We start from the raw sequence: 24,847 nt of genomic DNA, 5'->3' as shown, positions 1-24,847 counted from the left end.
CAGGGCTTTCCCGCCCCTTACCGATTGTCCGAGTTTCCGCATGACCACAACTGCCGCTGCCGAATCCCAGCCGTTCCAGGCCGAGGTTGCCGAATTGCTGCACCTGATGGTGCATTCGGTCTATTCCGAGACCGATATCTTCCTGCGCGAGTTGATCTCGAACGCGTCGGACGCCTGCGACAAGCTGCGCTACGAGGCGATCGCCAATCCGTCCCTGATCACCGACGGCACGCCGCCGGAGATCAGGATCGTCCCGAACAGGGCGGCCAACACGCTTGCCGTGGTCGATACTGGCATCGGCATGGAGCGTCAGGAGCTGATCGACAATCTCGGCACCATTGCGCGCTCCGGCACCAGATCGTTCCTGTCGAAGCTCACCGAGGCCAAGGACGGCGCCAATCTGATCGGCCAGTTCGGCGTCGGCTTCTATGCCGCCTTCATGGTCGCCGAGAAGATCGTCGTCACCAGCCGGCGCGCCGGCTCGGACGAGGTGTGGGTGTGGTCGTCGGAAGGCGGCAGCGGCTTCGAGATCGCACCGGCGAGCGAAGAGGCTGCCCAGCGCGTCGTGCGCGGCACCGAGATCGTGCTTCATCTGAAGAAAGACGCCGCCAAGTATCTCGAAGCCTACGAGATCGAGCGCATCGTCCGCGAATATTCCGACAACATCCAGTTTCCGATTCTGCTGGTGCCGGAAGAGGGAGAGCCGCGCCAGATCAACTCGGCGAGCGCACTATGGCAGCGCTCGAAATCCGAGCTCAAGCCGGAGGACTACGCGCAGGCCTACAAGCAGATCGCCGGCGCGTTCGACGAGCCGGCGATGACGCTGCATTACCGCGCCGAAGGCCGGCAGTCCTACGCCGTGCTGCTGTTCGCGCCGTCGCAAAAGCCGTTCGACCTGTTCCAGGTCGAGCGCAAGGGCAAGGTCAAGCTCTACGTCCGCCGCGTCTTCATCGCCGACGACGCCGAGCTGCTGCCGGCTTACTTGCGCTTCATCCGCGGCGTGATCGACAGCGAGGACCTGCCGCTCAACATCTCGCGCGAGATGCTGCAGAACAATCCGCAGCTCGCGCAGATCCGCAAGGCCGTGACCGGCCGCGTGATCGGCGAACTCGAAACGCTGGGCGAGAAGGAGCCGGAGACCTTCGCAAAGATCTGGGACGCGTTCGGCCCGGTGATCAAGGAAGGCCTGTGGGAGGATTTCGAGCGCCGCGACAAGCTGCTGGCGCTGGCGCGCTTCACCACGACGTCGGGCGAGAACCGCTCGCTGAAGCAAATTGTCGACGATTTCAAGCCGAACCAGACCGAGATCTATTATCTGGTCGGCGACAGCGTCGAGCGGCTGAAGTCGAACCCGAAGCTGGAATCGGCGCGCGCCCGCGGCATCGAGGTGCTGCTCTTGACCGATCCGGTCGATGCGTTCTGGACCTCGGCGCCGCTCGATTTCGGCGGCAAGCCGCTGAAGTCGCTGAGCCAGGGCGATGTCGATTTCGGCCTGATCCCGCTTGCCGATGACAAGGACGACAAGAAGGACGAACCCGCGGCCGACGCGGCGACCACGATCGCCGTGATCAAGGACGCGCTCGGCGAGCGCGTCTCCGACGTCCGCGCCTCGCAGCGGCTGACCGCGAGCGCGTCGTGCCTCGTCGCAGGCGGCGATGCGCGCGACCGCGCGCTGGAGCGGCTGCTCGCCCAGCAGAACCGCGGCGCGATCACAAAGCCGGTGCTCGAGATCAATCTGCGCCACCCACTGGTCGCGGCGCTCGCGACCGACAGCGCGCAGGCGAAGGACCTGTCGCTGCTGCTGTTCGAACAGGCGCAGATCCTCGACGGCGAGATGCCCGACGACCCCGCCGCGTTCGCTGGCCGCATGAACCAGCTCGTGCTGCGCGGATTGGGGAAGTAGAGCGCGAACTCTGAACCCGTCATCCACGGCTGCGTAGCCCGGATGAAGCGAAGCGCAATCCGGGGTCTCTCGTTCGCTGAGGCGGTCCCCGGATTTCGCTGCGCTCCATCCGGGCGACGCATTTCCGAGAATGGCAGGCTGACTGCGCCTCACCCGGCGCTTGACAGGCCGCAGTCCATTGATGTTATGTTATAACATAACATCAAGCGAATGCCCCATGTCCCGCCGCCGCCGATCCCTCCAGCAACTGTTTGATCTCGATGCAAAAACTCCCCGTCACCATCTTGTCCGGCTTCCTCGGGGCTGGAAAGACCACTTTGCTGAACCACGTCCTGAACAACCGCCGCGGCCTGAAGGTTGCGGTGATTGTGAACGACATGAGCGAGGTGAACATCGACGCCGACCTCGTTCGCGATGGCGGTGCGATGCTGTCCCGGACTGACGAAAAACTGGTCGAGATGAGCAATGGCTGCATCTGCTGCACCTTGCGCGACGACCTGTTGAAGGAGGTGCGCGCGCTCGCCGAGAGCGGCCGGTTCGATTATCTCCTGATCGAATCGACCGGCATTTCCGAGCCGCTGCCGGTCGCCGCGACCTTCGAGTTTCGCGATGAAGATGGCCAAAGCCTCTCCGACATCGCGCGGCTCGACACCATGGTCACGGTGGTCGACGCCGCCAATCTCCTGAAAGACTACGCCTCGACCGATTTCCTCAGCCAACGTGGCGAAGCGCTCGACGGCGACAAGCGCACGCTGGTCGATCTGCTGGTCGAGCAGATCGAGTTCGCCGATGTCGTGGTGCTGAACAAGATCGATGCCGCAAAGCAGGCAGAGCGCGAGGCTGCCCGCACCATCGTGCGTGCGCTCAATCCCGAGGCCGACATCGTCGAGGCGAATTTCGCAAAAGTCCCGTTCGACCGCGTGCTCGACACCGGCCGCTTCGCCTATGAGCGCGCGCAGCAGCATCCGCTCTGGCACAAGGAGCTCTACGGCTTTGCCGGGCACGTGCCGGAGACCGAGGAATACGGCATCACGAGCTTCGTCTACCGCGCGCGGCGCCCGTTCGATCCGCTGCGCTTCCACGCCTTCCTGCGCGAGAGCTGGCAAGGCGTGATCCGCGCCAAGGGCCATTTCTGGATCGCGACGCGCCCGGATTGGTGCGGCGAGCTGAGCCAGGCCGGCGCCATCGTCCGCACCGAAGGCCTCGGTTCGTGGTGGGCCGCGATCCCGCGCGAGCGCTGGCCGGATCATCCGGACTGGCGGCTGATGATGCAGCGGAGCTGGAACGATCTCTACGGCGATCGCCGGCAGGAGCTGGTCTTCATCGGCTCCGGCATGAACGAGGACGACATCCGCCGCCGTCTCGATGCCTGCCTCGTCGCCGGCAGACCGGGCATGGACCCGCAAGCCTGGGCCGGGCTGCGCGATCCGTTTCCGCCGTGGAGCAGGGCAGGCGAGGCGGCGTGAGGCAGTCACCGTACCCCGGATGGAACGAAGCGCAATCCGGGGGTCTTCCGCTGCTTGAGAGGTCCCCGGATTTCGCTGCGCTCCGTCCGGGCTACGCTTCTAAAACCGGCCCCAACCCGCACCGTATCTGCTAGAGAATCCCGCATCAGGGCGGAAACAGCGCGGCGTTGCGATGGCTGGCGGCAGCGAGATCTTCTACGGCGGCATTCCGGTGTTTCGCGGCTTCGCGCGGCTGATGGACCCCGCGCTGTATGCGCCGTTGCCCGATGACTGGACGGTCGGCGTCGCCGATATCGTGGAATCGACCAAGGCGATCGCGGCGCAGCGCTACAAGGCGGTCAACATGGCCGGCGCTGCGGTGGTCGCCGCCGTCACCAATGCGCTGGAGGGCCGCGAATTCCCCTTCGTGTTCGGCGGCGACGGTGCGAGTTTTGCGGTTGCGCCCGCCGATCTCGACAGAGCGCGCGAGGCGCTGGCCGCGACCGCGCGCTGGGTGCACGACGACCTTGATCTGGTGCTGCGGGTGGCGCTGGTGCCGATGGCGGCGATCCGCGCCGCGGGCGCCGATGTCCGCGTCGCGCGCTTCGGGCCGTCGGCCAATCTGTCTTATGCGATGTTCTCCGGCGGTGGTCTTGCTTACGCCGATGCCGCGATGAAGCGCGGCGCGTTCGCGGTCGATCCGGCGCCTCAGGGCACACAGCCCGATTTGTCCGGCCTGTCCTGCCGCTTCGAGGTGATGCCGTCCGCGCGCGGCCTGATCCTCTCGGTGCTGGTGCTGCCGGCGAAGAACGCCGATCCCGCATCCTTCCGCAAGGTGATCGAGGATATCGTCGTCCGCATCGAGAAGAGCCCCGATGCCGGACGGCCGGTGCCCGCAAGCGGTCCGCCGCTGCACTGGCCGCCGCAGGGAATGGAGTACGAGGCGCGCGCACGGCGCGGCGGACCGCTCGCGCTGCGGCGCGCCGTCGTGCTCACATTCGCGCTGTGGGCCTATACGCTGATGCGGTTCAACATCCCGGTCGGCAAGTTTGCACCGAAACGTTATCTGCAGCAGGTGGTCGAGAATTCGGACTTCCGCAAGTTCGACGATGGCCTGCGCATGATCCTGGATTGCACGCCGGAGCTCGCCGCCGACATCGAGCAGCGCCTCGCCGCCGCAGCCGCGCAGGGCATCGTGCGTTATGGCCTGCACGAGCAGGATGCCGCGATGATGACCTGTTTCACTCCGTCGGTGATGCGCGCCGACCACGTCCACTTCATCGACGGCGCCCGCGGCGGCTACGCCTCGGCCGCGACGGTGCTGAAGGCGCGCGCGGTGTAGCAATTTTTCTAACCTCTCCCCGCTCTTTTGCGGGGAGAGGTCGGACGCCACGCCTCGCGTGGCTTCCGGGTGAGGGGCAGGGCAATGCGTGGCCGCAAGGAGATATTCATCCCACTCGCGAGATCGACGGTGAGCTGACTACAATTCAGATATGCTACGCGGATAGAGCCCCTCACCCCAACCCTCTCCCCGCAAGAGCGGGGCGAGGGAGCACGGTCCCGTCGCGGTTGCTGCTCGGCTCAGAATTACCGGCCCACCCGCGTCCAGGTCTCGCCGCCGCACAGCGCGCCGACGCAGCCTTCGACGCGCAGCGTGCTCTCGCCGGTCACCGAGATGCTGCTCGCATAGGTGCCGCCGTCGTCGGCGTTGTAGATCTGGCCGGACCATTTGCCCGTGGCAACCGGATGCATGCCGGAGAACAGCGGCAGCCCGATGATCGGTCGGCTGGACAGCGACGGATTCGGATTCTTGTTGTCGATCTGGGGCTTGCCGGTCATCGGATCGATCGGGTCGCGCAGGCTCACCACCACGCCGCAGATACCGCCGCCGCATTTGCTGATCTTGACGCGGGCATCGCCGGCCTGGGTCTGCCAGACGCCGACCGGCTCAGGTGCGCCCTGCGCATGCGCGGCGGGGACGGCGAGCGCCGTCGCAATGATTGCGATCATGAATCCGAATCGGCAGGCCATGGCTTATTCCCCCAGAGCATGATCCGGAAAAGTGCGAAGCGGTTTTCCAAAAAGATCATGATCAACAAAGAGCTAAAGCGCGACGACGATTCGACCCAATCTCATCGCGCTTTAGAGGTCGGCCTGCATAACAAGTCGAAGAATTTCTGCAATGTCATATTCGCGCGATCAGGTGAGCGCGCTCCCAAAAAAATTTGGTGCCTGTTTCCGGAGCAGTCATGCTCAGGCAACGCTCCGGTGCGAGGGCGCCGCGTCGTATTATCCCCAGCGGGTCAGCCGGATCGAAATGATGGTGGCGAGGCCGAACGCCACCATCGCGCTGCCGACCAGCGCAAACAGCGTCCATGCCGGGGCGCTCACGGTAGCGAGCCACCAGCCGCCGATGCCGACCAGCAGCAGGCGGATGGTGCCGGCCAGCACCGGTCCGCCGACCTTGGCGGCGCCCTGCGAGGAGAAATAGAGACAGACACCGACGCCGAAGAAGCCGAAGCCCGGGCCGGCCAGCGCGAAATAGGACGAAGCCGCGGCGGTCACGCCGGGATCGGTGGTGAACAGCGCGATCCACAGCGTCGGCTTGAGTGCGACCACAAGTCCGACGAGGCCAACGACAAGTCCGGCGACGGTGCCGGCGGTCCACGCCACCTTGCGGGCGCGGGTCACGAGTCCCGCGCCGATCGCCATGCCGACCATCGGCACCGAGGCGACGCCGACCGCGAACGCGATCGGGATCAGCAAGAATTCCAGCCGCGAGCCCATGCCGTAACCGGCCAGCGTCTCGGTGCCGAAGCTGGCCAAGATCTTGGTGAAGATCAGGATGGTCAGCACGCTCTGCAGCGGCGACAGGCAGGAGATCGCGCCGACCTTGAGGATGTCGAGGAACATCGCGCGTTGGAAGCTGAAGGCGGCGAAGTCGAGCTTCAACCGGCTGCGGCCAGAGGCGAGATACCAGGCGAGGAAGATCGCGCCACACGTGAAGGCCGTGAGCTGTCCGGCGGCGACGCCGCGCATGCCGAGACCGGGCATGCCGAACAACCCGAGACCCAGCACGCCGCCGACCGCGATCTGGATCATCGAGACCGTGATCAGCGTCATCGAGGGAATCCGCATGTCGCCGGTGCCGCGCACCACGGAGGCGAGCGTGTTGACCAGCCAGATCGAGATCGCGCCGGAGAACAACACCTGCGAGTAATGCATCGACTGCTCGAGCACGCCGCCATGTCCGCCGAGCAGCGCATAGAAGTTGCGGCCGAAGCCCAGCATCATCACAGTGAAGAACAGTCCGGCGCATCCGCCGATAATCGCCGCATGCAGCGCCAGATCGGCGGCGCGGTCGCGGTCGCCGGCGCCGAGCGCGCGGCTGATCGCCGACGAGACGCCGCCGCCCATCGCGCCGGCCGACATCATCTGCGTCAGCATCGCGAACGGAAACACCAGCGCAATGCCGGCCAGCGGCTCGGTGCCGAGCCGGCCGATGTAAGAGGTCTCGGCCACCGCGACCAGCGTCGAGCCGAACATGGCGATGGTGTTCGGGATCGCGAGGCGCAGCAGCGTCGGCAGGATCGGCGCGGTCAAAAGGTCGTTGACCGGCGTGGCGGGCGCGGCCGTGGCCGGCTGCACGTCGTCGATCGAGGCATCAATGGTCATGCGTCACGGCTCACTTCGCAAGCGGGAGAGGGGCGCACTGCAATCCAACGCCAGTGAACCGGGCTCGCAATCAATAAATGATGATCGACATGTTACGAGGTTGCACCGTTCATCGCCACCGCCGCCGATGCAGGGGTCACCACGGCAGGCCGCATAGGTCGATCTTGCCCTGGCGCGGCGCGCGGACGATGTCGTTGACGAACGGCGCCATCGCCTCGAAACGGATCTGCCCGGAAGGCTGCTCGCAATAAACTTCGCCGCTGAAGGGATGCCAGCCGCGCGCCTGGTAGAACGCGAAATTGTGCGGCTCGCAGAATAAGATTGCAAATTTCACCGCGTCGTTGGCACGAATGGTGTGCACGGCGGCATCTAACGCGAGTGACGCATAGCCGCGCCGCCGGCAGTCCGCACGGGTCGAGACTCCGCCGATGCCGCCGACATGCACCTTGTGGCCATTCCAGGTGATGGTCCGGAAATAGATACCGACATGGCAGGCCAGCCCGCTGTCGTCGGGCGCATCGAGCAGCACGCGCAAATCCGCGTGGGCCCATTTGATATCGGCCCAGGGTTGTTTCTCGGCGGCATCCGGGCTCCAGACCGCCCGGAGCAGCGGCTCGGCGCGCTTCCACGACGCATCTCCGTTGAGAATGTCGATTTCGATGCTCATCGTCTGGATCCTTGGTCTTGGTTCGGGCTGTGCCGATCTGTCATAGGCGATCCGAAAATGCGGTGTTTCTCCGCCATGGAACCTTCTATAAGGGGGGGCCGTTAAGTGTAGTCTCCCACCCTCTGTTGGACATTACCCCATGACCTTCACGCTACCTGATCTGCCCTACGCCCACGACGCCCTTGCTCCCTACATGTCCAAGGAAACGCTGGAGTTTCACCACGACAAGCATCACCAGGCCTACGTCACCAACGGCAACAACGCGATCAAGGGGACCGAATTCGAAGGCAAGTCCCTCGAGGAGATCGTGAAGGGTTCGTTCGGCAAGAACGCGGCCGTCTTCAACAATGCCGGTCAACACTACAACCACATCCATTTCTGGAAGTGGATGAAGCCGAATGGCGGCGGCAGCAAGCTGCCCGGCCGGCTGGAAAAGAAGATCAATGAAGACCTCGGCGGCTTCGACAAGTTCAAGGCCGACTTCGCCGCTGCCGGCGCCGGCCAGTTCGGCTCCGGCTGGGCCTGGCTGCAGGTCAAGGGCGGCAAGCTCGAGGTCGCCAAGACCCCGAACGGCGAGAACCCGCTGGTTCACGGCGCGGTGCCGATCCTCGGCGTCGACGTCTGGGAGCACTCCTACTACATCGACTACCGCAACCGCCGTCCGGACTATCTGAAGGCGTTCGTCGAAAACCTCGTCAACTGGGACTATGTCGACGAGCTGTTCGGCAAGGCCGGCTGATCTCAGGTCGTCTCACGACCCCGCACCCTCCCCTGAAAGGGGAGGGTCGTTTCGCATGCAGCGAAGCGAAATGCGAAACGGGGAGGGGTCATCTCTCAACACGAGCAGTCTCTCAATGGAGAGACTTGACCCCACCCCGCCGCTCATTTCATTCGCGTCGACCCTCCCCTTTCAGGGGAAGGGTGAAACTACGCGGGGTTGGATTCCCCTCACTTCACCACACCGGCGGGGGCATTGGTGGGTAACGCGGCAAGCTATCTCCTCGTCTTCTTCGGCGGCGGTCTCGGCGCGACGTTGCGCCAGCTGATCAACGTCACCTGCGCGCGCTGCATCGGCACCGCGTTTCCCTACGGCACCTTCATCATCAACATCACGGGCTCGACCGTGATGGGCCTGATCGCCGGCTATCTCGCCTTCAAGGGCGACGCCTCGCAGCCCTGGCGGCTATTTTTGATGACCGGCATCCTCGGCGGCTACACCACCTTCTCCGCCTTCTCGCTCGACACCGCGCTGCTCTATGAGCGCGGCGAGCTCGGCCTTGCGGTGCTGTATGTCGCGGGCTCGGTGGCCCTCTCGATCGCCGGCCTGTTCGCCGGCCTCGCGATCGTGCGGCATTTGACGTGAGATGCGCTCGGCGTCATGCCTCGTGGACGCTCTCGCGCGCGCGTGCCACCTTTTGCACGGGGCCCATGGGGGCGATCGGCACCCGGCTTTCCCTGCGTCCTCTTCAAGAGAGGGGGCGAGATGAAGGGCAAAGCTCGGACAAATCATGTCGCGTGAATGTGGATGTGTGACTCACAGACCGCGCCACACACGCAATGTCGTCCTGGCGAAAGCCAGGACCCATTACCCCAAATCTCAACTGTTGCGCGACGCTGGGGCCACGATCGGGTTCATCACTGAATCCGGGGGTTATGGGTCCTGGCTTTCGCCAGGACGACGCCGGGATGGACCCGCCCTCCGAACGAGAGCCATTCCATCTGTGGAACCCGCCAACCTCCCCGGCCGGCGGCATTTCCCGCCTCCAAATTTCCCTTTGGTAACCTCGCCTTAACCATGATTAGCGTTTGGTTAGGGTCGGAATGACGCGTGAAAAGCCCTCGTTTTGACATGTTGGCAGGGGAAGCAGGGCCCGGCTTTGGACGGGCCCCCCATGCGACAGATGTAAGAGGCTCTCGCGCAGTTTTGCCGCGCCGGGCGCGCGGCCGTGGAAGGGATGCCGATTGGCGGCCCGCCGAATTGGGACACTTGCGTTGAGAGGAAATTGCCGATGAATCCCGCCGACGTGGCTCAGTCAACTCTGCCACTGGCATCGAGCGACGTGTCGCTGATCGCGCTGTTCTGGCAGGCCCATTGGGTCGTCAAATGCGTGATGTTGGGACTTCTGTCCTGCTCGGTGTGGGTCTGGGCGATAGCAATCGACAAGATCCTGCTCTACGCCCGCACCAAGCGGGCGATGGACAAGTTCGAGCAGGCGTTCTGGTCCGGTCAGTCGATCGAGGAACTCTACCGGGCCCTCTCTGCCAAGCCGACCCAGTCGATGGCGGCCTGTTTCGTCGCGGCGATGCGGGAGTGGAAGCGCTCCTTCGAGAGCCAGTCGCGGTCCTTTGCCGGCCTGCAGGCGCGGATCGAGAAGGTCATGAACGTCTCGATCGCCCGGGAAGTGGAGCGGCTGGAACGCCGGCTGCTGGTGCTCGCCACCGTGGGCTCGGCCGGTCCCTTTGTCGGCCTGTTCGGCACCGTTTGGGGCATCATGTCGAGTTTCCAGTCGATCGCGGCCTCCAAAAACACCTCTCTGGCGGTGGTGGCGCCCGGTATCGCGGAAGCGCTGTTTGCTACCGCAATCGGCCTGATTGCCGCAATTCCGGCGACTATTTTCTACAATAAGTTCACTTCGGAGGTGAACCGGCAGGCCGCGCGCCTGGAGGGCTTCGCCGACGAGTTCTCCGCCATCCTGTCCCGTCAGATCGACGAGCGGGGTTGAGTTAGATGATGGTCACTTTTGCGGGTGTGCGATCATGGCGATGAGCATGGCAGGGTCCGGCGGTGGCAGACGCCGCCGCGGCGGGCGCAAGCCGGTCATGGCCGAGATCAACGTCACGCCGATGGTCGACGTGATGCTGGTGCTGCTGATCATCTTCATGGTGGCGGCGCCGCTGATGACGTCGAACATCGACATCGACCTGCCGGTGGCGAGCGGCGGCAAGTCGATCTCGTCGAACCAGCCGCCGCTGACACTGTCGGTCAAGCGCACCGGGGGCGGCTGCAACTCGAATGTCGAGCTCTATCTGGGTGACGCGCCGGTCACGGCCGCCGATTTTCCGGCCAAGATCAAGGCGATCGGTGACGCCCGGTCGGATGCCGAAAAAGTGGTCTATCTGCGTGGCGACAAGGACGTCTGTTACACGGATATGATGAAACTGCTCGGAGAGGTCCGGGCCGCGGGATTCAAGGCGAATATCGTCATCATCCCGGAAGGCGGATAACCACCATGCCAAGGCACGGGGAAGCCTGATTTGAAGGTCAAGGTCGACAAGACTCTGGCGGCATCGATTGTCCTGCACGTCCTCGTGATCGGGTGGGGCCTCGTGTCGTGGTCGACCAAGGCGTATGTGATGCCGGAAGAGGAATCGGTTGCCGTCGACGTGATCTCGCCCGACCAACTCTCGCATGTCATGGCCGGTCAGAAGGACGGCAAGAAGGAAAATCCCAAGCCGCTAGTCGACAAGGTCGCCGAAGCCAAGCCGGTCGACGACACCGTCGGCAAGGTCGAGGAGAAAAAGCCCCCTGTCGTGACCGACACCGCGCCGCAGCCGGCGCCGAAGGTGGAGAAACCGGAAGACAAGAAGCCGGATCCGCCGAAGAAGGTCGAGAACAAGCCGAAGGAAGAGCCGAAGCCGGTCGAGAAGAAACCCGATCCGGTGAAGCCCGACCCGATCGCGGAAGCGATCAAGAAGGAAGAGAAGAAGCCGCCGCCGAAGCCGGTGCAGCAGGCCGCCAAGCCGCCGCCGGAGCAGAAGCCGAAGGATCGCGTGTTCGATCAGAGCAAGATCGCAGCCCTGCTCGACAAGCGTGACCCGACGCGCGCCGCGGCGACCGGCGACACGCTGAACGCAAACGCCGCCCTCGGCACGGCCAAGGGCAAGGCTGCCGACAACTCCGCGACCTGGGGCGCGATGTTCAAGCAGCAGGTCGAGCGTTGCTGGAAGAAGCCCTATGGCGGCATCGAGGCGCAGCAGACCGAGGCGGTGTTCTCGATTAAGCTGAAGCGCGACGGCTCGCTCGAGGGCATGCCGGTCCCGGAAGGCACGCCGGCGACGCCCTATCTGCGCGTCTATCAGGAGAGCGCGCTGCGGGCGATCATCGAATGCCAGCCGTACAATCTGCCGGCGGCCTTCTTCGACGAATGGAAGTATTTTGCGCCGGTGTTCACAGAGCGAAAGACCTGAGGGCGACGGCGTCGCTTGGCCAATAGCAAACAAAGTCTACGGACAATGACCGACCAGAATGATTTGCGTGCAATGACGTTTCGCCTCGACCGCCGACAGATGATTTCGGGAATGGCTGCCCTTGGCGTGCTGGCCGGAAGCCGCAGCGCCTTTGCACAGAAGCGCGTCGTCATTCCGGAAGGCGACTTCGCGCCGCTGCCGATCGCGATCCCGAACTTCGCTGCCGGCACGCCCGGGGACACCGAGGTCGGTGTCGGCGTCACGCAGGTGATCACCAACAATCTGAAGCGCAGCGGCCTGTTTGCGCCGATCGATCAGGCGGCCTATCTCGAGAAGCAGATCAACATCGACGCGGCGCCGAACTTCAACAACTGGAAGAGCATCAACGCGCAGGCGCTGGTCACCGGCCGCATGACGCGGCAGGGCAACGGGCGCGTCAAGGCGGAGTTCCGGCTCTGGGACGTCAACACCGGCCAGCAGCTCGCCGGCCAGCAGTACGACACCTCGGCCGAATACTGGCGGCGCATCGCCCACATCATCTCCGACCAGATCTACGAGCGGCTGACCGGCGAGAAGGGCTATTTCGATACCCGCGTCGTGTTCGTCGACGAAAGCGGCTCGGCGGATCGCCGCGTCAAGCGGCTCGCGCTGATGGACCAGGACGGCGCCAATGTGCGCTACCTGACCCGCGGCTCGGACCTCGTGCTGACACCGCGCTTCTCTCCGTCGACCCAGGAAATCACCTACATGGAATTCGGGCAGGGCGACCCGCGCGTCTATCTGCTCAACATCGAGACCGGCCAGCGCGAGATCGTCGGCAACTTCCCGGGCATGTCGTTCTCGCCGCGCTTCTCGCCCGACGGCCAGCGCGTCATCATGAGCCTGCAGCAGGGCGGCAACTCCAACCTGTTCGTGATGGATCTCCGCTCGAAGTCGATGACGCGGCTGACCGACACGCCGGCGATCGATACCTCGCCATCCTATGCGCCCGACGGCACGCGGCTCTGCTTCGAATCCGATCGCGGCGGGAAGCCGCAAATCTATGTGATGCCGGCAACCGGCGGCGGCGCACAGCGCATCTCGTTCGGCGACGGCACCTACTCGACGCCGGTATGGTCGCCGCGCGGCGACTACATCGCCTTCACCAAGCAGGGCGGCGGGCAGTTCGCGATCGGCATCATGAAACCCGACGGCTCGGGCGAGCGCATCCTGACCTCGGGCTTCCACAACGAAGGCCCGACCTTTGCGCCGAACGGGCGCGTCGTGATGTTCTTCCGCGATCCCGGCGGCAACAGCGGCCCGTCGCTGTTCACCATCGACGTCTCCGGCCGCAACGAGCTGCGGGTACCGACCCCGGGCTTTGCCTCCGACCCGGCCTGGTCACCGCTGTTGTCATGAGCTGTGTGCAGACTGCTCTGGGGAACCTCGGCGGCGGTCGGCACTTCTCACCTAGCGCACTGAATTTTATGGTGAATTCCGGTCGTCGCCTGGGCGCGGCAAGAACTTGCTAACGATGTTCGCTCAGAAAGACTTCACCTGCGATCAGTAAGAGTGCGAGCTGAAAAGGACGCGCGCTCTCACAATGCAGTTCGCAAGTCAGACGGGTGAACCGGACCGGTCGATGTCGCCGACGATTTCCGCGGCGCTGGTCGATTCCCTGTTCATGAACCCAGCGCCCATGATTTTCGGCGCCTTCGGCCCCGCCATTGCGGGCGCCGTGATTGCGGCTGTCACGAGCAATCTGTTGTGCTGGCTGTGCGTGCCGCTGTTCATCGTGGTGGGGCTGGCGCGCGCGCTGCAGATGTACCGCTACCAGCAGCGCAATTCCCGGCTCACCGTCGAGGAGTCCGTGACCTGGGAGAAGCGTTACCGGATCGGCACCATCGCCTACGGCATTTCGCTCGGCATCTGGGGCGTCACCGTGCTGCTGACGACCAGGGACGCCGCCGCGCACATGCTTTGCGTGACCACGGTGGTCGCCTACACCTCGGCGGGGGTAGGGCGGACCTTCGGCCGGCCGCAGATCTTCCACCTGCATCTGTTGATGTCGATCGGTCCCTTGATCCTGGCGCTGATGTATGTCGGCGGTCCCTATCACATCGCCCTTGCGCTGCTCAGCCTGGTGTTCTTCAGCGCCATCCGGCACCTGACCTCCAGCCTGCAGCGCATCTACGTCAACGCCTGGATCGCCAAGGAGCGCGAGGCCGCGCTGGCGGGCCAGTTCGATACCGCGCTGAACAACATGCCGCACGGCCTGTGCATGTTCAGCGCTAACGGCCGCGTTGCGGTGATGAACCACCGCTTCATCGAGATGATGCAGCTGTCGGACGATTTCGTGCAGCGCGGCGCCAGCGCGACCGATATCTGCAACGCCTGCGTCCTGTCCGGCTCGATCTCGGCCGCGGCCGCGCAGCAGATTCTCTACGAGATCGAGAGCTCGCAGCGCGGCGATATCGTCACCAGCGACCCCGACCCCACCAAGAACCGCTCGCTCGACTGGACCTTCCAGCCGATGGCCGGCGGCGGCACGGTGGTGCTGGTCGAGGACATCACCGAGCGCAAGGACGCCGAGGCCCGGATCAGCCACCTCGCGCGCTACGACGAGCTGACCGCGCTGCCCAACCGCGTCAATTTCCGCGACGAAATCGGCCGGCTGCTCGCCATGCAGCACGGCGACCATCGCTCCGCATTGCTGTTCGTCGACCTCGACCAGTTCAAGCAGGTCAACGATACGCTCGGTCATCCCTGCGGCGACCAGCTGCTCTGCGCGGTCGCCGAGCGGCTGCGCGAGATGCTGCGGCCGGAGGATTTCGTGGCGCGGTTCGGCGGCGACGAGTTCGTGGTGTTCCAGCAGAACATCCACTCGCACGAGGACGCTGCGGCGCTGGCGCGGCGCATCGTCGACCGCCTCAGCGAACGCTACAAGATCGACAACCACCTGGTCGAGATCGGCGCCAGCGTCGGCATCGCGATGACCGCGCCCGGCGTCGGAGCCGACACGCTGCTGAAGAATGCCGACATGGCGCTCTACCGCGCCAAGGCCGACGGCCGCGGCACCTTCTGCTTCTTCCGCGACGAGATGGCGCAAACCGTCGAGGCCCGCCGCATCCTCGAGCTCGACCTGCGCAAGGCGCTCGCCAACGAAGAATTCGAGCTGTTCTACCAGCCGCTGATCAACCTGAAGTCCGGCAAGGTGAGCACCTGCGAGGCGCTGCTGCGCTGGAACCATCCGGTGCGCGGCACGGTCTCTCCGGTCGACATCATTCCCGTTGCCGAGGACATGGGCTTGATCGTCGATCTCGGCCGCTGGATCCTGCGCAAGGCCTGCATGGAATGCATGAAGTGGCCCGAGGCGGTCAGCGTCGCGGTCAACTTCTCGCCGCAGCAGTTCCACCAGCGCGACGTGCTGAGCGAGGTTCGCTACGCGCTCGAGGTCTCCGGCCTGCCGGCGCACCGGCTCGAGATCGAGATCACCGAATCCTCGCTGCTGCACAACACCGAGCTGACCCACGACGTGCTCTCCCAGCTGCGCTCGCTCGGTGTGCGGATCTCGCTGGACGATTTCGGCACCGGCTACTCGTCGCTCAGCTACCTGCACAATTTCCCGCTGCAGAAGGTCAAGATCGACCGCTCCTTCCTCGAGGGTATCGACAGCGACCGTCCGCTGACCTTGCTGCGCGGGGTGGCGCGGCTGTCGGCGGATCTCGGCATGTCGGTCGTGGTCGAGGGCATCGAGACCAATGAGCAGCTCGAACTGATCAGCGCCGATGGCGCGGTGACCGAAGCACAGGGATACCTGTTCAGCCGGCCGGTTCCCTCCGTCCGCATCCGCCAGCTGCTCAATGCCTCGCACGGCCGGCGGACCGACGAGCAACTGCACGTGGTTCCCTCGCGCTCGATCGCTTGATCCGGCGCAATATACTCAATCGATAGTTGTGAGAGCCTTCGACTGCACTATTCGTAGTGTGCCCTTCCGGTCGGAAGTTAACTGTATTGCCTCGATTGCTTTGACGGAAATTAAGAAGCTGTTAATCTTTTGGCTCGCGCGTTGAAGTTGTTGAGTTGTTCAGGGAGTACCAAATGAGGTCCGCGGCCGAAGCCATCAAGCCCGCGACAGGAAGGCTTGCGGACCCTCTGGATCAAGTCGATTACCGCCTCGCTCAGACCCCGGAACAGAAAGACGAGATCTACCGGCTTCGCTATCGCGCCTATCTGCGTGAAGGCGCGATCCGGCCCTCGGCGGACGAGCGGGTCGTCGATCAGTTCGATGATGCGCCGAATGCTTGGGTGTTCGGTGTCTATCTGCAAGGCGAACTCTGCAGCTCGATCCGCATCACCGTGGTGACGCCGGAGTGGCGAACCTCGCCGACGCTCGAGGTGTTCGGCGACGTGCTGCTGCCGAAGCTTGATCAGGGCCTGGTCTTCATCGACTCGACGCGCTTCGTCGCGGATCCCGAAAAGGCCCGGAACAATCCGGAACTTCCTTATGTCACGGTGCGCCTCGGCTCGACGGCGGGCGTGCACTTCAACGCTGACTACGGCCTGGCGCCGGTCCGGCCCGAGCACATGGCGTTCTACCGGCGTGTGTTCCTGCACGAGACCTGGTCGGAGCCGCGGCTCTATCCCGGGCTGGTGAAGCCGGTCGGCTTGATGGCGTCGCATCTGCCGACGGTGCGGGAACGCGTGCTGGCCCGCTATCCCTTCCTGCGCTCCAGCGCCTTCGAGCGGCGAATGCTGTTCGACCGCGAAGGCCAGTTGCAGCCCGACGGCTTCGTGCAGCCGTTCGAGCGCGCTTCGATCGTGCCGAATCCCTGAGGGAAACGGCATTCTCATCGACTCAGTGTCGATCGACTGTTGCGCGCAGGCCAAATTGCCCTGCAAAAGCGGCCGGTTCCCGCGAACCTTGCCTTCCCTTCACCATCGCGCCACATTTGCCACCCATTAACCATCGGGGGCGCTTTTCGCCATTACCTGGCATTTGATGGGGTCGAGCAAGGTCTCGTCAAGGTTGACGGAACGTTCGCTTAACCATCGCCCTGTAGACCGATTGGGTAGTACGAAGAGCGCGAGCGTGGAGGCTCCGGGAATGAATTATCTCCAGGGTATGAAGCTGGTTGCGGTTCTGGCGGTGGCGCTGTCGATGGGTGCCTGCGCCAACAAGAACCCGTTGGACGCCAATGGCGCGATTGGGGGCGCCGCGACCCCGGGCAGCCAGCAGGATTTCGTGGTCAATGTCGGCGACCGCGTGTTCTTTGAGAGCGATCAGACCGATCTGAGCCCGCAGGCGACGGCGACCCTCGACAAGCAGGCGCAGTGGCTGCAGACCTATAACCGTTACTCCTTCACCATCGAAGGTCATGCCGACGAGCGCGGCACCCGCGAATACAACATCGCGCTCGGTGCCCGCCGTGCCCAGTCGGTCCGCGCTTACCTTGCCTCGCGCGGCATCGATCCGAGCCGCATGCGCACCATTTCCTACGGCAAGGAGCGTCCGGTCGCGGTCTGTAACGACATCTCCTGCTGGTCGCAGAATCGTCGTGCCGTCACCGTGCTGAACGCCAGCTCCTGACGCGAACCTGAATGAGTGTTTTCAAGCCGGCGCCTTCGGGCGCCGGCTTTGTTTTGGCCGCGTGAAAGCCGGGCCGTCATCAAGATGAACGAAGCTGCGCGCAATTGGCCGCTTGCTTGTTCCAGCGTCCGTACTAAACCGGTGTCGCGCGACGCTGTCCCGGATTTGAAGTGCCAGTCACAATTCCGGCGTACTCCGTCCCTCAATGTCGCTCGCTTTTCACGTCGATCTCGTCGTCAGGGCAAAATGTCATCCAGGATTCATTTTCTTTCCTCCGCCGCGGCGATCGCGGCGTTGCTCGCCGTTTCCTCGCCAGTGTTTGCCCAATCCGACGATTCCGATGCTGAAATGCGGATCGAGCGGCTCGAGAACCAGCTGCGGCAGCTGACCGGTCAGAACGAGGAACTGCAATACCGTAACCGCCAGCTCGAGGAGCGGCTGCGGCAGCTTGGCGGGCAACCGCCCGGCCCAGGTGGACAGGCTCCGGCGGGCCAACCCGTCGCGGCGGCGCCACCACCGGCGCAGCAACCGCAGGCCTACCCGCAACCGCAGCCGGGCTACGCCCAACCCCAGCAAGGCTACGGCCAGCCGCAGCAAGGATATGGCCGGCAGCCGCAGGGCGGCTATGACCAGCAGCAGCAGATCGCGGCGCCCGCGCCGATCGCGCAGGAGCCGGCGCCGGCGGCTTCCGGCCGCCGCGGCCGCGGCGATGCCTTCGATCCGAACCAGAACCCGAATGCCCCAGGGGCACCGCGCGCACTTGGCGGCGGCGGGATGGCGATGCCCAGTGAGGCGGCGGTTGGTGCGCCCGGCGGCCGTGGGGCAGGCGAGCCGCTCAATCTCGGCAACACCAGCCCGCAGCGTGCGCCCGGCGCGAGCGCAGCCCTGACCACGCTGCCGCCATCGGCGACGCCGAAGGACGAGTTCGACCTCGGCATCGGCTATATGCAGCGCAAGGACTATGCGCTCGCCGAAGAGACGATGAAGAATTTCGGCCAGAAGTATCCGAACGATCCCCTGGTGGCGGACTCGCAATACTGGCTCGGCGAAAGCTATTTCCAGCGCCAGCAATATCGCGATGCTGCGGAGACCTTTCTCGGCGTGACCACCAAGTTCGACAAGTCCGCGAAGGCGCCCGACGCCCTGCTGCGGCTCGGCCAGTCGCTGGCGGCGCTGAAGGAAAAGGAAGCGGCCTGCGCCGCGTTCGGCGAGATCACGCGGAAGTACCCGCGCGCGTCCGGCGGGGTCAAGGCTGCGGTTGACCGCGAGCAGAAGCGCGTGAAGTGCTAAACCAGATGCGGGAGGGCCGCTTCCGGCCTCTCCGCCAGCAGCTGGTCTTGCGATGCCCGACGACCAATCCGCCATCCCGGCACGGGACACCAAGCGCCTGTTCGCAGGCCTTGCGGGCGCGCCGGCGCTCCTGCTTGCGGTGTCCGGTGGTCCCGATTCAGTCGCGCTGATGTGGCTCGCCGCGCGCTGGCGCCGCGCGCTCGCGCAGGGACCGCGGCTGGTGGCGGTCACGGTCGATCACGGCCTGCGTCCTGAAGCGGCTCGCGAGGCGCGCGACGTCAAGCGGCTGGCGCGAAGTCTCGACCTGCCGCATCACACGTTGCGTTGGACTGGACCAAAGCCTGGAACTGGCGTGCCGGCGGCCGCGCGCGCGGCCCGCTATCGACTGCTCGCGCAGGCCGCACGCAGGCATGGCGCCACGCATATTTTGACCGCACACACCCGTGACGATCAGGCCGAGACACTGCTGATGCGGATGCTGCGCGGCAGCGGCGTTGCGGGCCTCTCGGCAATGGCGCGCGAGACCGAGCGCGACGGCGTCTTGCTGACGCGGCCGCTGCTCGACATCTCCAAGGCCCAGCTGATCGCGACGCTGAAGAAGGCGCGCATCGGCTTTGCCGACGATCCGACCAACCGCGATCGATCCTTCACGCGTCCGAGGCTGCGCGCGCTGATGCCAATGCTCGCGGCGGAGGGCGGCGACGCGCGGAACCTGGCGCGGCTCGCCGCAAGGATCGCGCGCGCCAACGCCGCCCTGGAGGTGCTGGTCGACGGCGCCGAGCACTATCTTGCGTCGAAGAGCGAGGATAACTCCGGCGCGGGCTTCGATGCTGCACTGTTCGCGGTGATGCCCGAGGAAATCCGCGTCCGTCTGCTCAAGCGCGCCATCGACCGCATCGGACATGAGGGGCCGGCCGAGCTCGGCAAGGTCGAAACCCTGCTCGCCGCGATGGACGAGGCCTTGGATGGGACTTTGGGAAAACGCGAATCCAAGCTGAAACAGACCCTTGCCGGAGCGGTCATCAGCGTCGCCGCCGGCCGTATCAGGATCGGGCCGGCGCCACCCCGCCGGGCGCGCTCCCGCTGAGCCGGGTTCGATTGTTTCAATCGCTGTCATAATCGGGCAAAGAGGCTTAACCACCCCGGAAAAACACCGGATTCAGCGCCATTTTTTGACCGGGAATCGCGCTAGGATGCGGTAAATAGTCGTGCGTGGTTCCCTTGGCATCTACCCCAGCGGCACCTAAATTGTATGCCATCGACGGGATGGATTCCCTGGGGATTCCCACAGAGCCTGCCCAAGGATAGAGAGAGGCCGCGATCCGCGCGACCACGAAGGAAGACCATGAACGCCAATCTGCGGAATTTCGCCCTCTGGGTCATCATTGTCCTGCTGTTGCTGGCGTTGTTCACGCTTTTCCAGAATCCTGGCCAGCGCTCGTCGTCCTCGGACATCTCGTTCTCGCAGCTTCTCACTGAGGTCGATCAGGGCCATGTCCGCGACGTCGTGATCCAGGGGCCGGAGATTCACGGCACCTTCAACAACGGCACGAGCTTCCAGACCTACGCGCCGAGCGATCCGACGCTCGTGAAGCGCCTCTATGACGCCAAGGTGCAGATCACCGCGAAGGCGCCCGGCGACAACGTGCCGTGGTTCGTCTCGCTGCTCGTCTCCTGGTTGCCGTTCATCGCGCTGATCGGCGTGTGGATCTTCCTGTCGCGGCAGATGCAGGGCGGCGCCGGCAAGGCGATGGGCTTTGGCAAGTCGCGGGCCAAGATGCTGACCGAGGCGCATGGCCGCGTCACCTTCGAGGACGTCGCCGGTGTCGACGAGGCCAAGCAGGACCTGCAGGAGATCGTCGAATTCCTCCGCGACCCCGGCAAGTTCCAGCGGCTCGGCGGACGGATTCCGCGCGGCGTGTTGCTGGTCGGCCCTCCCGGCACCGGCAAGACGCTGATCGCGCGCGCGGTCGCGGGCGAAGCCAACGTGCCGTTCTTCACCATCTCCGGTTCTGACTTCGTCGAGATGTTCGTCGGCGTCGGCGCGAGCCGCGTCCGCGACATGTTCGAGCAGGCCAAGAAGAACGCGCCGTGCATCATCTTCATCGACGAAATCGACGCGGTTGGCCGTCATCGCGGCGCCGGCCTCGGCGGCGGCAACGATGAGCGCGAGCAGACGCTGAACCAGTTGCTGGTCGAGATGGACGGCTTCGAGGCCAATGAAGGCGTGATCCTGATCGCGGCGACCAACCGTCCCGACGTGCTCGATCCCGCGCTGCTGCGTCCCGGCCGCTTCGACCGCCAGGTCGTGGTGCCGAACCCGGACGTCGTCGGCCGCGAGCAGATCCTCAAGGTTCACGTCCGCAAGGTGCCGCTGGCTCCGGATATCAACCTCAAGACCATCGCGCGCGGTACCCCGGGCTTCTCGGGCGCCGACCTGATGAACCTCGTCAACGAGGCTGCGCTGACCGCCGCCCGCCGCAACAAGCGGATGGTGACGCAGGCCGAGTTCGAAGAGGCCAAGGACAAGGTGATGATGGGCGCCGAGCGCAAGTCGCTCGTGATGACTGAGGAAGAGAAGTTGCTGACGGCCTATCACGAGGGCGGCCACGCCATCGTCGGCCTCAACGTCGTCGCGACGGATCCGATCCACAAGGCGACCATCATTCCGCGCGGCCGTGCGCTGGGCATGGTGATGCAGCTGCCCGAGCGCGACAAGCTGTCGATGTCGCTTGAGCAGATGACTTCGCGGCTTGCGATCATGATGGGTGGCCGCGTCGCCGAAGAGCTGATCTTCGGCCGCGAGAAGGTGACCTCGGGTGCCGCCTCCGACATCGAGCAGGCGACCCGCCTGGCCCGCATGATGGTGACGCGCTGGGGCCTCTCGGAAGAGCTCGGCACCGTCTCCTACGGCGAGAACCAGGACGAGGTGTTCCTCGGCATGTCGGTCTCGCGCACGCAGAACGCGTCGGAGGCGACCGTCCAGAAGATCGACTCCGAGATCAGGCGTCTGGTCGAGGAAGGCTACAACGAGGCGACCAAGATCCTCACCGAGAAGCGCGAGGATCTTGAGGCGCTCGCCAAGGGCCTGCTCGAGTTCGAGACGCTGACCGGCGACGAGATCATCGACCTCTTGAAGGGCAAGAAGCCCAACCGCGAGTCGGTGCTGGAGCCGTCGACGCCGCGCGCATCCGCCGTGCCGCCGGCCGGCAAGCCGCGCCCGCGTCCCGATCCGGACACCGGCATGGAGCCGCAGCCGCAGGCGTAAGCCTCGCCCGCCATGGCCGGTGCTTCCGGCAAACCGATTGTGCAAAAGCTCGGCCTCAAGCCGGGCTTTTGTATTTTTGTCGACGGGTTGTCCGTTCCCTATGGCGACGTTGTCGGCGAACTGCCCCCCGATGTGCTGGTGGCGAACACCGCACGGGCACCGCTCGATGCCGTGCACCCTGTTCGCTGCCAACGCACAAGGGCTTGCGGCCAAGCTGCGGCGTTACCGTCAGGCGATCGCCCCTGACGGCATGATCTGGGTGTCGTGGCCGAAGAAGAGTTCGGGCGTCGCGACCGACCTTACGGAGAAGGAGGTCCGCGAAACCGCGCTCGCGAACGGCCTGGTCGACGTCAAGGTCTGTGCGGTCGATGACGTCTGGTCGGGACTGAAACTCGTGATCCCGGTCAAAGAGCGCGGCAAGCGCTGAGACCTCCACGGCGAGTTGGCATCCGCGTCAAAATGGGGATGCCCAGCACAAGTGGTTGAGAGAGCTCCTGGTCAAAGTTTCTAGAATGCAATAGTCCGCTTCTGGACCGCAGCTGAGCTTTGTTCAGAAGGCTGCAACGTCCGCTTTCGATAGGTGAGCCGACCTAGGTCAGGGACCCGCGAGGCAAAAGCGGACGCGACGCATGTGGGGGGCGCCCTAGTTCGAACGCTCGGCCGCCGGCGCCGCACCAACCTTGGTCTCGTCCGAGCGCACATGGATGACGGCGATGTCGTCCTTGTACAGCCGCTTCCAGCCCTTCAGGTGATCCAGCGCGTTGCCCGCGGGCGAGTCCGAGCTCAGCAGCGTGGCGTCGATCCGGTACTTGTCGAGCAGGCCCAGCAACTGCCCGACGTCACGGGCGTCGAGCGCATCGTAATAGTCGAGCACGAATTGCTCGCCATAGAGCTCGGCGCGGCCGTCGATGAACACCTTCATGTCGCGGCTCACCATGTAGCCGCCGAACGGCGCCGTGCTGAAGACGCGCTGCGCCTTGTGCTGCTGCAGCACATCGACCGCGGCCACGGGCGAGAACATCGGCAGGAACTTGAACTGATGCTGCGCGACGAACATCGCCGTCGTCACCCATGCGCCGATCACCATCGCGATCGCAGCCAGGATCGTGACGACGGGGAATGCGCGCGTTTCTCCGAAGCGGGCCGCGGTGGCGCTTGCCGTTCCCCATTGCTCGGCGATCGGCTTGGCGAGCACCAGCGGTGCGATGAACGCGAACACCTCGATGTTGCGGACATGGCTCAGCGCCATCCAGATCAGCCCGAGCAGCAGCAGGATCCGCGGCACCGACAGCGTCAGCCTGCGATAGCAGATCAGGCCGATCAGGCCGAGCAGCGTGGCTTCGAAGAAGCTGGGCTTGCTGAAATCCGCCGGCTTCCATTCCCCGATCAGCGTCAGCAATTTGCCGAGGCTGAGGATCTTGGTCGCGCCCAGCAGGCTGGTCCAGCCATAGGGCGTCAGGCAGCTCGCGGCCAGCGCGGCGAGGCCGAAAAGGCCCCATCGCACGACAAGCTGACGGCGGCGGCCGGGCTCCCCGTTCCACACCGCCTCCAGTCCGATCGGTCCGATCAGCGCCAGGCCGAGAACGAAGCCGCCATGCAGATTGGCCCACAGCGTCATCAGCGGCAGCAGCCACCATGACGGTGAAGTGCGGCGATCCGCGGCCGCGAGCAGGCCGCCGATGAACGCCAGCAGCACCGGCAGCGCCAGCACGTGGGGCCGCGCGAAGAAGTGGATCGTCGACAACAGCAGCGCCAGCGCCGCGATCAGGATCGCGCGCGCCGGATCGAAATACGGGCTCAGCAGATGCAGGAAGATCGCGACCGTCGCGCCGATCGCCATCGACGACAGGATCACCGGCCCGGCCCAATCGCCGCCGTAGACGAGCGCGTACGCCACCTGCGACAGCCACGAGCTCGAGATCCAGGGCTCGCCGAAACGGGTGAACGAGAACACGTCCGATGTCGGCATCGCGCCGTGTTCGAGGATCCACTGTCCGACCCTGATCTGCCACATCGTGTCGGAATCGCGCAGCAGGATTTCGCCGGCCGAGAGATAGAACAGATAGGCGCCCACGGCGGCGCACAGCGGCACCAGTCCTCGCGCCGCGCTACGGCTGCTCACGCTGCTGGTGATGGAGAGTGACATGCGCTTTCTTGCTTGTTTCGGCCGGGGGCATCCAGAGCCAACGCCACGCGTGATGCTGGCGCGCACTCGACCACGGCTTCCGATAAATTCGGGTAAATGCCGCAGCTGATATTGCGCGCATGCGCAAGATCAGATGTCTCGATTTCGAGCGATCAGCTTAGCCAGCGATTTACCATCGCGGCCCTGATCCGATCGGGGAGGGGCCGGAGTGCCGTTGGCTCAATCAGAGGTGGTACCAGAGGTTGCAAAAAATCCTTACAATTCCAGCTTGTCATTCAGTCTGAATAGTTGTTCACTTCTTCAGGCGATTGCGGGATCAATCGCTCAAAACGTTGAAGACTCGTGTGTTCTGCCGGTGGGCGCCGGCCGGGGCGCACGGCGGGGGGACGGAACGCCATGGTTTACCGGCGAACTCATCAGGTCGTGAAACGGCTGGCTGCGCGGCGCAGCGCCATCCTGTCGGCTGCGCGGGACGCGGCGGCGGCGGGCGGCATGGCGGCGGTCCAGATCGCACCCGTCGCGGTGCGGGCCAATGTCGCGGCGGGAACGGTCTACCGTTATTTCCCGTCGAAGGCCGAACTGATCTCGGAATTGATCACGGAAGTCTCGCGCGACGAGCTCACGGCGATCCGGCGCGCCGCGGATGCCGCGCCAGGGCCGTCATCGGCGCTGGCCGCCGCGGTGACGACGATCGCG

At 64.8% G+C, this 24,847-nt stretch carries 21 protein-coding genes; 17 read left to right on the top strand and 4 right to left on the bottom strand.

Going from position 1 to position 24,847, the window contains the following annotated elements; genetic code table 11:
* Positions 1–40 precede the first annotated feature (40 nt).
* The 3 genes from htpG (at position 41) to AKL29_RS25975 (ending at position 4,690) form a co-directional block, all read left to right on the top strand.
* Positions 41–1,903 (top strand): molecular chaperone HtpG, encoded by a 1,863-nt coding sequence (gene htpG / locus AKL29_RS25985; protein ID WP_050386127.1) that lies wholly within the window; start codon positions 41–43, stop codon positions 1,901–1,903.
* A gap of 260 nt (positions 1,904–2,163) precedes the next feature.
* Complete coding sequence (zigA, locus tag AKL29_RS25980) at positions 2,164–3,369, top strand: zinc metallochaperone GTPase ZigA (RefSeq protein ID WP_050386126.1); 1,206 nt, start codon at positions 2,164–2,166, stop codon at positions 3,367–3,369.
* A gap of 172 nt (positions 3,370–3,541) precedes the next feature.
* Complete coding sequence (locus AKL29_RS25975) at positions 3,542–4,690, top strand: DUF3095 domain-containing protein (RefSeq protein ID WP_028337682.1); 1,149 nt, start codon at positions 3,542–3,544, stop codon at positions 4,688–4,690.
* A gap of 245 nt (positions 4,691–4,935) precedes the next feature.
* Here the strand turns inward: AKL29_RS25975 and AKL29_RS25970 are convergent, their stop codons facing one another.
* From AKL29_RS25970 to AKL29_RS25960, 3 genes are all read right to left on the bottom strand, one after another.
* A complete protein-coding gene (locus tag AKL29_RS25970; RefSeq protein ID WP_028337683.1) occupies positions 4,936–5,379 on the bottom strand; it encodes a DUF2147 domain-containing protein in 444 nt (147 codons plus the stop codon).
* Between the two features lie 258 nt (positions 5,380–5,637).
* A complete protein-coding gene (locus tag AKL29_RS25965; RefSeq protein WP_050386125.1) occupies positions 5,638–7,023 on the bottom strand; it encodes an MATE family efflux transporter in 1,386 nt (461 codons plus the stop codon).
* Between the two features lie 136 nt (positions 7,024–7,159).
* On the bottom strand, positions 7,160–7,690 hold the full coding sequence (locus AKL29_RS25960) for a GNAT family N-acetyltransferase (protein ID WP_028338253.1): 531 nt from the start codon (positions 7,688–7,690) through the stop codon (positions 7,160–7,162).
* Between the two features lie 139 nt (positions 7,691–7,829).
* Here AKL29_RS25960 and AKL29_RS25955 point away from each other — a divergent pair, with 139 nt between their 5' ends.
* The 13 genes from AKL29_RS25955 to AKL29_RS45595 all read left to right on the top strand — a co-directional run bounded on the left by AKL29_RS25955 (position 7,830) and on the right by AKL29_RS45595 (position 22,432).
* Positions 7,830–8,429, top strand: coding sequence for a superoxide dismutase (locus tag AKL29_RS25955; protein WP_016846956.1), 600 nt, complete (start codon positions 7,830–7,832; stop codon positions 8,427–8,429).
* Between the two features lie 237 nt (positions 8,430–8,666).
* A complete protein-coding gene (gene crcB / locus AKL29_RS25950) occupies positions 8,667–9,053 on the top strand; it encodes a fluoride efflux transporter CrcB (RefSeq protein WP_028338252.1) in 387 nt (128 codons plus the stop codon).
* A 646-nt stretch (positions 9,054–9,699) separates the two neighbouring features.
* The gene (gene tolQ, locus AKL29_RS25945) at positions 9,700–10,413 is read left to right on the top strand and encodes a protein TolQ (protein ID WP_016846954.1); all 714 of its coding nucleotides are present in this window, start codon (positions 9,700–9,702) and stop codon (positions 10,411–10,413) included.
* Positions 10,414–10,447: 34 nt separating this feature from the next.
* Entirely contained in the window at positions 10,448–10,915 is a 468-nt protein-coding gene (locus tag AKL29_RS25940; RefSeq protein ID WP_016846953.1) for a biopolymer transporter ExbD, read from the top strand.
* 30 nt (positions 10,916–10,945) lie between these two features.
* Entirely contained in the window at positions 10,946–11,878 is a 933-nt protein-coding gene (locus tag AKL29_RS25935; RefSeq protein WP_050386124.1) for a cell envelope integrity TolA family protein, read from the top strand.
* A 72-nt stretch (positions 11,879–11,950) separates the two neighbouring features.
* Complete coding sequence (gene tolB / locus AKL29_RS25930; protein WP_028340643.1) at positions 11,951–13,276, top strand: Tol-Pal system beta propeller repeat protein TolB; 1,326 nt, start codon at positions 11,951–11,953, stop codon at positions 13,274–13,276.
* A gap of 184 nt (positions 13,277–13,460) precedes the next feature.
* Entirely contained in the window at positions 13,461–15,785 is a 2,325-nt protein-coding gene (locus AKL29_RS25925; RefSeq protein ID WP_028335975.1) for a putative bifunctional diguanylate cyclase/phosphodiesterase, read from the top strand.
* A gap of 173 nt (positions 15,786–15,958) precedes the next feature.
* The gene (locus AKL29_RS25920; RefSeq protein WP_038377730.1) at positions 15,959–16,693 is read left to right on the top strand and encodes an N-acyl amino acid synthase FeeM domain-containing protein; all 735 of its coding nucleotides are present in this window, start codon (positions 15,959–15,961) and stop codon (positions 16,691–16,693) included.
* A gap of 271 nt (positions 16,694–16,964) precedes the next feature.
* Positions 16,965–17,447, top strand: a complete 483-nt coding sequence (pal, locus tag AKL29_RS25915) for a peptidoglycan-associated lipoprotein Pal (protein WP_016846948.1) — start codon at positions 16,965–16,967, stop codon at positions 17,445–17,447.
* 246 nt (positions 17,448–17,693) lie between these two features.
* Positions 17,694–18,737, top strand: coding sequence for a tol-pal system protein YbgF (ybgF, locus tag AKL29_RS25910; RefSeq protein ID WP_050386123.1), 1,044 nt, complete (start codon positions 17,694–17,696; stop codon positions 18,735–18,737).
* 52 nt (positions 18,738–18,789) lie between these two features.
* Positions 18,790–19,824, top strand: a complete 1,035-nt coding sequence (gene tilS, locus AKL29_RS25905; RefSeq protein WP_050386122.1) for a tRNA lysidine(34) synthetase TilS — start codon at positions 18,790–18,792, stop codon at positions 19,822–19,824.
* 258 nt (positions 19,825–20,082) lie between these two features.
* Positions 20,083–22,005, top strand: a complete 1,923-nt coding sequence (gene ftsH, locus AKL29_RS25900) for an ATP-dependent zinc metalloprotease FtsH (protein ID WP_028335979.1) — start codon at positions 20,083–20,085, stop codon at positions 22,003–22,005.
* A gap of 166 nt (positions 22,006–22,171) precedes the next feature.
* Positions 22,172–22,432: a DUF3052 family protein gene (locus AKL29_RS45595; RefSeq protein ID WP_410712114.1), complete on the top strand. Its 261-nt coding sequence runs from the start codon at positions 22,172–22,174 to the stop codon at positions 22,430–22,432.
* A gap of 216 nt (positions 22,433–22,648) precedes the next feature.
* Here the strand turns inward: AKL29_RS45595 and AKL29_RS25890 are convergent, their stop codons facing one another.
* On the bottom strand, positions 22,649–24,151 hold the full coding sequence (locus AKL29_RS25890) for a hypothetical protein (RefSeq protein ID WP_028335981.1): 1,503 nt from the start codon (positions 24,149–24,151) through the stop codon (positions 22,649–22,651).
* Positions 24,152–24,547: 396 nt separating this feature from the next.
* On the opposite strand from AKL29_RS25890, the gene AKL29_RS45590 reads away from it, so the two are divergent.
* Positions 24,548–24,847 (top strand): TetR/AcrR family transcriptional regulator (locus AKL29_RS45590; protein WP_244482420.1); only part of this gene is annotated, 300 nt, incomplete at its 3' end.

It is taken from the genome of Bradyrhizobium pachyrhizi (genome assembly GCF_001189245.1).
In the GTDB taxonomy this organism is placed as follows: domain Bacteria; phylum Pseudomonadota; class Alphaproteobacteria; order Rhizobiales; family Xanthobacteraceae; genus Bradyrhizobium; species Bradyrhizobium pachyrhizi.
The sequence above is the reverse complement of the archived record's forward strand: the minus strand, read 5'-3'. Positions and strand labels throughout refer to the sequence as shown.

Bases quoted from the DNA above. Each gene is read 5' to 3' on its own strand.
- htpG (WP_050386127.1), top strand. From the start codon at position 41: ATGACCACAACTGCCGCTGCCGAATCCCAGCCGTTCCAGGCCGAGGTT.
- zigA (WP_050386126.1), top strand. From the start codon at position 2,164: ATGCAAAAACTCCCCGTCACCATCTTGTCCGGCTTCCTCGGGGCTGGA.
- AKL29_RS25975 (WP_028337682.1), top strand. From the start codon at position 3,542: ATGGCTGGCGGCAGCGAGATCTTCTACGGCGGCATTCCGGTGTTTCGC.
- AKL29_RS25970 (WP_028337683.1), bottom strand. From the start codon at position 5,379: ATGGCCTGCCGATTCGGATTCATGATCGCAATCATTGCGACGGCGCTC.
- AKL29_RS25965 (WP_050386125.1), bottom strand. From the start codon at position 7,023: ATGACCATTGATGCCTCGATCGACGACGTGCAGCCGGCCACGGCCGCG.
- AKL29_RS25960 (WP_028338253.1), bottom strand. From the start codon at position 7,690: ATGAGCATCGAAATCGACATTCTCAACGGAGATGCGTCGTGGAAGCGC.
- AKL29_RS25955 (WP_016846956.1), top strand. From the start codon at position 7,830: ATGACCTTCACGCTACCTGATCTGCCCTACGCCCACGACGCCCTTGCT.
- tolQ (WP_016846954.1), top strand. From the start codon at position 9,700: ATGAATCCCGCCGACGTGGCTCAGTCAACTCTGCCACTGGCATCGAGC.
- AKL29_RS25940 (WP_016846953.1), top strand. From the start codon at position 10,448: ATGGCGATGAGCATGGCAGGGTCCGGCGGTGGCAGACGCCGCCGCGGC.
- tolB (WP_028340643.1), top strand. From the start codon at position 11,951: ATGACGTTTCGCCTCGACCGCCGACAGATGATTTCGGGAATGGCTGCC.
- AKL29_RS25925 (WP_028335975.1), top strand. From the start codon at position 13,461: ATGCAGTTCGCAAGTCAGACGGGTGAACCGGACCGGTCGATGTCGCCG.
- AKL29_RS25920 (WP_038377730.1), top strand. From the start codon at position 15,959: ATGAGGTCCGCGGCCGAAGCCATCAAGCCCGCGACAGGAAGGCTTGCG.
- pal (WP_016846948.1), top strand. From the start codon at position 16,965: ATGAATTATCTCCAGGGTATGAAGCTGGTTGCGGTTCTGGCGGTGGCG.
- ybgF (WP_050386123.1), top strand. From the start codon at position 17,694: ATGTCATCCAGGATTCATTTTCTTTCCTCCGCCGCGGCGATCGCGGCG.
- tilS (WP_050386122.1), top strand. From the start codon at position 18,790: ATGCCCGACGACCAATCCGCCATCCCGGCACGGGACACCAAGCGCCTG.
- ftsH (WP_028335979.1), top strand. From the start codon at position 20,083: ATGAACGCCAATCTGCGGAATTTCGCCCTCTGGGTCATCATTGTCCTG.
- AKL29_RS45595 (WP_410712114.1), top strand. From the start codon at position 22,172: ATGCCGTGCACCCTGTTCGCTGCCAACGCACAAGGGCTTGCGGCCAAG.
- AKL29_RS25890 (WP_028335981.1), bottom strand. From the start codon at position 24,151: ATGTCACTCTCCATCACCAGCAGCGTGAGCAGCCGTAGCGCGGCGCGA.